Source organism: Borrelia puertoricensis (assembly GCF_023035875.1).
In the GTDB taxonomy this organism is placed as follows: Bacteria; Spirochaetota; Spirochaetia; order Borreliales; family Borreliaceae; genus Borrelia; species Borrelia puertoricensis.
Window position 1 is genome coordinate 40248 of the sequence record NZ_CP075399.1, and the last position, 7033, is coordinate 47280.

Here is a 7033-nt window from a genome sequence, read left to right on the forward strand (position 1 = left end):
ATAATAAGCTAGGAGTTTGCTTCTCTTAGCTTTTTTTGTTCCTTTATTCTCTATTTACTTCTTTTACTTCTTTATTATACTTCTTAGTTGTGGCAGTGGTACTACTAGTGCTGAGGATCCTAAAACCACATTCTTAAACTCTATTGCTAATTTAGGTAAAGGGTTCTTAGATGTTTTTACTTCTCTTTCTGATATGATTACTGGGGCTTTTGGTATTAAGGCTGAGACTAAGAAATCTGATATTGGTAACTATTTCACTTCTATTGAAAAAGCTATGAACACAGTTAAAGAGAAATTACAAGATCAAGTTGAAAAGAATGGTAACTATCTAAAGATAAAGGAAGTTGTTGATAACTTTATCACTAACACATTAGACAAGATCGCTGATGGGGCTAAGACTGCTGCTACTGGGGCTACTGGTAACGATGCTATTGGTAATGCTACTTCGGCTGGACATGGGGCTACTCCTGCTGACAAAGACTCTGTTATCTCCTTAGTTAAAGGAATTAAAACTATTGTTGATTTGGTTTTAAAAGATAAGGGTGATGCAGGTGCTACTAAAACAGGAGAGGATGATAAAAAGGATGTTGGTAATCTATTTGCTGATGCGAATGGTAAAGATGATGCTAAAGAAGAAAATATTGCAAAGGCATCAGCTAGTATTGGTTCAGTGACCGGGGCTGACATTTTGCAAGCTATTGCTAAATCCACAGAAAATCCTACTGCAAATAGTACTGATGGAATTGAAAAAGCTACAGATGCTGCTGAGATTGCTATTGCTCCGGCTGTTAACGGCAAAAAAGAAATTAAAGATGCTGCAAAGAAAGACGCTGTTATTGCTGCTGGTATTGCACTTCGGGCAATGGCTAAAGATGGTAAGTTTGCTGCTAAGAATGAAGCAAAATCTGCTCATGCAGTTAATGGGGCAACTGCTAGTGCTGTTGGTAAGACTTTAAGTACTCTAATAATAGCAATAAGAAATACTGTTGATAGTGGTTTAAAGACAATTAGTGATGCTCTTGCTACAGTTACACAAGAAGATAAATCTGTAGATTCTACTACACCCGCAGAAACAGCAATTGGTAGGTAATAATAAATAATTATCAATAAAACATACATAACTAAATAAAGTCATTTGAGGAAAACTCTTCTTTTTATAAGAATTGTTTTCCTTTTATTTATATCTTGACTTCCTGAGGTAATAAGGAGGCACGTGATAATGAAAAGAATTACTTTATGTGCGTTATTTTTGACTTTATTTTTACTTCTTGGCTGTGGCAGTGGTACTACTAAGATGGAAGATCCTCAGAGTAGGTTCTTAAAGTCTGTGATTAGTTTAGGTAATGATTTCTTAAATGTTTTTACTTCCCTTTCTGATATGGTTGGAGGGGTTTTAGGTTTTAATACTACTACTAAAAAATCTGATGTTGGGAACTATTTTAAGACTATGCATGATACTCTTTCATCTACTAAGACATCTCTTGAGAAAATTGTTGCTGACATGAAATCTGATAATAATCCTAATGCAGAGGCTACTGATACCGCTGTAAAATCTCTAATTACTAATACTCTTGATCAAATAATCCAGGGTGCTAAGACTGCTAGTGAGGCTATTGGTACTGATAGTAATGACCTGCTTGGTAATGTTGCTGCTCAGAATAACGGTGGTGCTGCTGGTAGTGAAGTCGATAAACTAGTAAAGGGTATTAAATCAATTGTAGATGTGGTACTTGGTGAAAAAAAAGGAAATTCCGATGCTGGGGATGATAAAAAGGCTAGTGATGGTTCTACTGCAAGAACCGCTGCTGCTGGGGATGGTGAATCAGGTAAATTATTTGCTACTGGTGCGGGAGCTGTTGGTGATGTTAACAATTCAAAAAAGGTTGCAGCTGATGCTGCTAAAGCTGTTGGGGCTGTAACTGGCGCTGACATTTTACAAGCTATGATTAAGGATGATGGTGATGCTGTTAAATTAGCTACTTCTCAGAATGCTGGAGCTGCCCCTAAAGATGCTACTATTGCAGGAGGTATAGCACTGCGAGCGATGGCTAAGAATGGTAAATTTGCTGGTCCTAGTGCTGCTGCTGATGATGCTGTTACTGCAGTTAAAGGTGCAGCAATAAGTGCAGTTACTAAAGCATTAGATACTTTAACAATAGCAATAAGAAATACTATTGACTCAGGCCTTAAAACTATTAAAGATGCTATGAATATTAATCCTACTGATACTACTTTAACTAATGATAATCAGGCTTCTGAAGCTAAGAAAAACTAGTTAGAATTTAATAACAATATACATAACTAAATAAAGTCATTTGAGGAAAACTTTTCTTTTCATAAGAATTGTTTTCCTTTTGTGTTTATATAGTCTTTCTGAGGTAAAAAGGAGGCACGTGATAATGAAAAGAATTACTTTATGTGCGTTATTTTTGACTTTATTTTTACTTCTTAGTTGTGGCAGTGGACAACAGTCGGTTGATTCGGCTAATGGTGGCGGGGCAGCTACAGGAGGGAGCAGTTTAAGTTCTGTTCTCATGGATGTAGGTAGAAGTGCTAAGAATGCTTTTTATGCATTTTTAGAGCTACTTTCTGGTACATTAGGTTTTACTGCTAAATCAACTACAAAGAAAGAGGATGTAGGAGGGTATTTTAACAGCTTAGGTGCTAAGCTTGGAGACGCATCAACAGAATTAGAAAAGATAGCAAAAAAGTCAGAGACAGAGCTTGATAAAGGTGAGCTAAACAAGATAATTAGAAGTGCAGTTGATTCTGCTAAGTCTATTTTAAACACATTAAAAACTCATTTGGACTCTTTAAAAGATATCGGTGATGCTAAACCAGTAGGTGAGGCTGCAAGTAATGCTCAAGGCACAGCACCAACTGATGTTGAATTAAAGAAAGTATATAATGCATTGAAAGGAATTGTAGAAGAAGCAGGTAAGGTAGGTGTTCCAAAGCCAGAAGCTGGAAATGTAGCAGTAAAAGTAGGTAATGCAGATAATAAAGATGGAGTAAAAGTCTTAGCTGCAGGTGCTAATGCAGGAGCAGCTGTGGGAGATAAAGCCGCAGCAATAGTAGCAGCAGTTAGTGGTGAAGAAATATTAGCTTCAATAGTTAAGTCACAAGAAAGTGATGCTGATGCAGCACTAGCAGTTGATGCAACTGCACAGACAAGTGCACTAAAGTTTGCAAGAGGAGGAAGTGATACAGGTCAGTTAGCAAAAGATGTAGCTAAAGCAGCAGCTGTAGCAGGAGGTATAGCATTACGTTCTTTAGTTAAGGATGGTAAATTAGCTGCGAATAATAATGATGATGACAAAGTAGTACAAGCAGTAGGAGTAAGTGCAGTAAATAAGTTATTGGTATCAATAGAGGATATAATTAAGAAGGCAGTAAAAGAATGTTCTTGAGAAAGCAAAAGAAAAAATAGATAAAGCTAGATCCCCAAAACCAGCAGCTCAGCAGTAAAATAGATAGTTAGATTCATTACTTAAAATTAAGATTAGAAGGCAAACTTATCTCTAAGTCTGCCTTCTATATTAGTTGTAATGAAATTAAAAAGTTGAATAGTTCGGTAGTAATGCAGAGAATCTTCAAACCGTATTTTAACCTCTTATAGTTAATTTAGTTTATTTGTTCCTGTAGCAATCTTGTTTAATGTTAAGAAAGGTTAAGATAAATCTGTTTATGCAGCTAATGGTGTTGTTATTAGTGCTAATTCTAAGACATTTAATCTATCGCAAGAACTGTTTTTAGTGCTTGTAAAGTAATTTCAACAGTATTTTTAATAGCAATTAGAAGATATACTAAACGATTAAATAATAAAATAAATCTTGAAATGCTATTACACCTGCAATTTTAACAGTTAACATAAATAACTAGTACAAAATAAATATATAACTAAATAAAGTCATTTGAGGAAAACTATTCTTTTTATAAGATTCGTTTTCCTCAAATGACTTTATTTATATAGATATTTGTACTAAAGATAAGACAGTAACTTTTATTCAGTTCCATATTAATTAGGTGTAAGTAAGTATTATGAGATTAGTTTTGATTAGTAAGTGAGTAAAATTATTCTGAAAGTAAAGGTAGGAACCAGGTTTCTTAGTTTTTGTTTTTATTGAATGATATGTTTACTTTAGTTAATTGTTTTTTGATTATTTATTTTTTTAAGTTTAAATTGGATGTGATTGATTACAAGTTTTAGATTAAGATTATATTTTTGTTCTTTATTGTATAAATTTACTTATTAAAATAATTTTGAATTACCTTTAATTATTACAGAATAGAATAATTGAGGTTTTATGGAATTTATTTTTGTTATTTAAAATAAAAGGGTGTACATTTGTCAGTAATTATTGTATTTCAATATCGAGATTCAATAATTAAATAATCTAATATCCCAGGAGGGAGATATGAAGAGAAATATTTTATCAGTATGTATGTTAGCATTATTATGTTTGTTATCATGTGATATGAATGCCCTTAATGATTTATTAAATGAAGTAAGGGAAAAGGTTTTAGATGAAAGCAAAGATAATAAATATTTAAACCATGAACAAGGAAATCAGGAACAAAAAGAAGTTGTTATAGATTCTCTTGAAGAAGGAGTAGAAATACAACAAGACATGGAAGTAAAACCTGTTAATGCGGGATTTGAGGTGTTTAGGCAAGAGTATCCATACTATCCTCAAGAAGAAGTAATAAAAATAGAAGAAAAAGATTTAGTTCCAAGTACTGAATCCGAAAAAGAAGCACAAGCAGAAATTGAAAAAGTAAAAGGTGCTCTTGGAGATTCTGGATTCCAGCAATTAATTAAGAATGCACTTGAGCTTAAAGATAGATGTGAGCGAGGAAGAGCTGATTTTTATGATATAATGGGAAAAATTCAGAGTGAAAGAATATCACTAACCAAAAAGCGTAAGGAAAATATAGAAAAGATAAGAAAGTTAACTCAATTGCAAAATAAGTTAAATGATGAAAGGTCTAATCTCGAGAGGCTTATGAATGAAGTTGAGGTTGGACTTAATGAAAGAAGTTCTGCAAAATATTTTTTGAAGATTCTGAAAAGATTTTAAAAGAAGCTATTACTGACAGATTAAGAAATAACAAACGTAGAAGTTACTGGTCAAGAAGAGGGAATGGTGATTTTCTAGCTAGAAAGGCACGAAGTAATGCGGAAAGTTCTTTAGAACAACTAGAATCTTCTTCTGTGAAGTTAATTGAAGCAATGGCAAAGATAAAAGAAATAGAAGAACTTATTAGTGAGGCAAAGTCTGCTCTAGGTAATCTTTCAAGATAGAGACTGAAAAATTTAAATATTTTATAATATTAGTATTTTCAAGAAGAGTTCCTTTATAAGGGACCTTCTTTAATTTTATTTAAATAAGTTTCTAAAAACTATATAATGATTTAAATTGAATAACTAGTGAATTATTTTAAGGTGTTGAGGTGTAATTGTTTTGAATACTGATATTGAGAGAGAAGATTTATTAAATAAGGAATATAAGGTTTTAGATAAAGGCTTTATCAAACTTGTTGATTATATGGGTAGTGAGGAGAGAATATTGAATGCAGCAAGGATTTCATATCGAGGTGAGAGAATTAGGAGGACAGATGCTGAACTTATAGATTATTTAGTTAGAAATGAGCACACAAGTCCATTTGAACAAGTGGTTTTTACATTTTATATTAAGGCTCCTATATTTGTTGCAAGGCAATGGATGAGACATAGAACAGCAAGGATTAATGAAGTATCTGGTTCATATAGTTTTCTTAGAGAAGAGTTTTATGTGCCTTTAGAGGAGGATCTAAAAATACAAAATATTGAGAGTAATCAAATTGAAGCTAATTTTGCAAAGAATGTGTTAAGTGATTTAAGAGAGAGTCAAAAAACTTGTTACAAGTTATATCAAGATATGATAAATAGTAATGTTTCAAAAGAAGTTTCTAGAATAGCTTTACCTTTAAGCTTGTATACTGAATGGTATTGGCAGATTGATTTAAATAATCTTTTTCATTTTATCAAATTAAGGTTGGCATTAAATGAATCGAAAGAGGTTAGTGAAAATTCATCAAAAGAGATGAGTGAATATGCCAAAATATTGCTTGATGTTATTGAAAAGCTTGTGCCTATTGCTACTAAAAGTTTTAAGAATCATATCTTAAAAGGGTGTAGGTTGTCTTATGAAGAGATAATAGCTATTTCTGGTGCATTAAATATTAGTAAACTCAAATTGGATGATAAGGCATTAAATAGATTAAAAGATAAGCTTAATATTAAATAATAAAAATAAAGTTTTTCTATTATTCTGTTGAATAACAGTAATAATGAGATATACTTTATAAAAAGTAAGTTGATGTTGGATTTTGTGTGTGAGAGAGAAGATAAATTTTATATATAGAATTGTATTTATATTTTGTATAATTTGTTTTGTAAGTTGTGAATTATTTAAAAATTCTGATAATAAAGGTGATTTATTTCAAAATCTAGGGCATGTTAATTTAAAGTCAGATTGGAGAGATAATCTTAAGCTTAATAAAGAAGAGTTTGATACATTAACTTTTTTGTTAATGCGTTAAAAAATGAATTACCTAAGGGTGGTTCAAGTCATTTTGATATTTATTTACAAGGAGATGTATCTAAAATAGAGGGATATATTAAAAGGTTTTTATTAAAACTGAATGATAAGGGAAAAGTTAAAGAATTACTTAAGCATATTAAATATGGCAAAGATAATCCACTTAATATAGAGGGTAGAGATGAAAAGCTTAATATAGATGCAAAAGATTATTATAAAATAGAGAAAAGACTCACTGATGTTTTTGATAATTATTTTATGTTTTTAAATCCTCCTAGTTCTCCTTCAGGACCACCTCCTCTTATTGAAAACGATCCTGAAGAGAAAGTATTTGAATCAATTAAAAAAGTGTGTTATGAGCATAGACATAGAAATAAAAACTAAATCGTACAGAATGAGATTTTTAAGATTAGCTTAACTAGTATTTTATACTATTAAAAACTAAACTA

At 31.7% G+C, this 7033-nt stretch carries 5 protein-coding genes and 2 pseudogenes; all 7 read left to right on the forward strand.

The features are described from left to right. Nucleotides 1–52: 52 nt before the first annotated feature. The 7 genes and pseudogenes from bpuSUM_RS09255 to bpuSUM_RS10020 all read left to right on the forward strand — a co-directional run bounded on the left by bpuSUM_RS09255 (nt 53) and on the right by bpuSUM_RS10020 (nt 6968). Nucleotides 53–1090 carry a variable large family protein gene (locus tag bpuSUM_RS09255; protein ID WP_247068111.1) on the forward strand — a complete coding sequence of 346 codons (1038 nt, stop codon included), beginning with the start codon at nt 53–55 and terminating at the stop codon, nt 1088–1090. Nucleotides 1091–1219: 129 nt separating this feature from the next. Next, nucleotides 1220–2275 (forward strand): variable large family protein, encoded by a 1056-nt coding sequence (locus bpuSUM_RS09260; RefSeq protein WP_247067998.1) that lies wholly within the window; start codon nt 1220–1222, stop codon nt 2273–2275. 124 nt (nt 2276–2399) lie between these two features. Beyond that, nucleotides 2400–3468 (forward strand): annotated as a pseudogene (locus tag bpuSUM_RS09265) (variable large family protein). Nucleotides 3469–4478: 1010 nt separating this feature from the next. Then, nucleotides 4479–5305: pseudogene (locus bpuSUM_RS09270) on the forward strand (P12 family lipoprotein). 160 nt (nt 5306–5465) lie between these two features. Then, nucleotides 5466–6290, forward strand: a complete 825-nt coding sequence (thyX, locus tag bpuSUM_RS09275) for an FAD-dependent thymidylate synthase (RefSeq protein ID WP_247068007.1) — start codon at nt 5466–5468, stop codon at nt 6288–6290. A gap of 88 nt (nt 6291–6378) precedes the next feature. Beyond that, nucleotides 6379–6585, forward strand: coding sequence for a hypothetical protein (locus tag bpuSUM_RS10015; protein ID WP_247068078.1), 207 nt, complete (start codon nt 6379–6381; stop codon nt 6583–6585). Between the two features lie 257 nt (nt 6586–6842). Continuing rightward, nucleotides 6843–6968, forward strand: coding sequence for a hypothetical protein (locus bpuSUM_RS10020; protein ID WP_347343318.1), 126 nt, complete (start codon nt 6843–6845; stop codon nt 6966–6968). Nucleotides 6969–7033: the final 65 nt, after the last annotated feature.

Excerpts from the sequence above, each read along its gene's own strand:
- bpuSUM_RS09260 (WP_247067998.1), top strand. The coding sequence starts at position 1,220 with ATGAAAAGAATTACTTTATGTGCGTTATTTTTGACTTTATTTTTACTT.
- bpuSUM_RS10020 (WP_347343318.1), top strand. The coding sequence starts at position 6,843 with ATGTTTTTAAATCCTCCTAGTTCTCCTTCAGGACCACCTCCTCTTATT.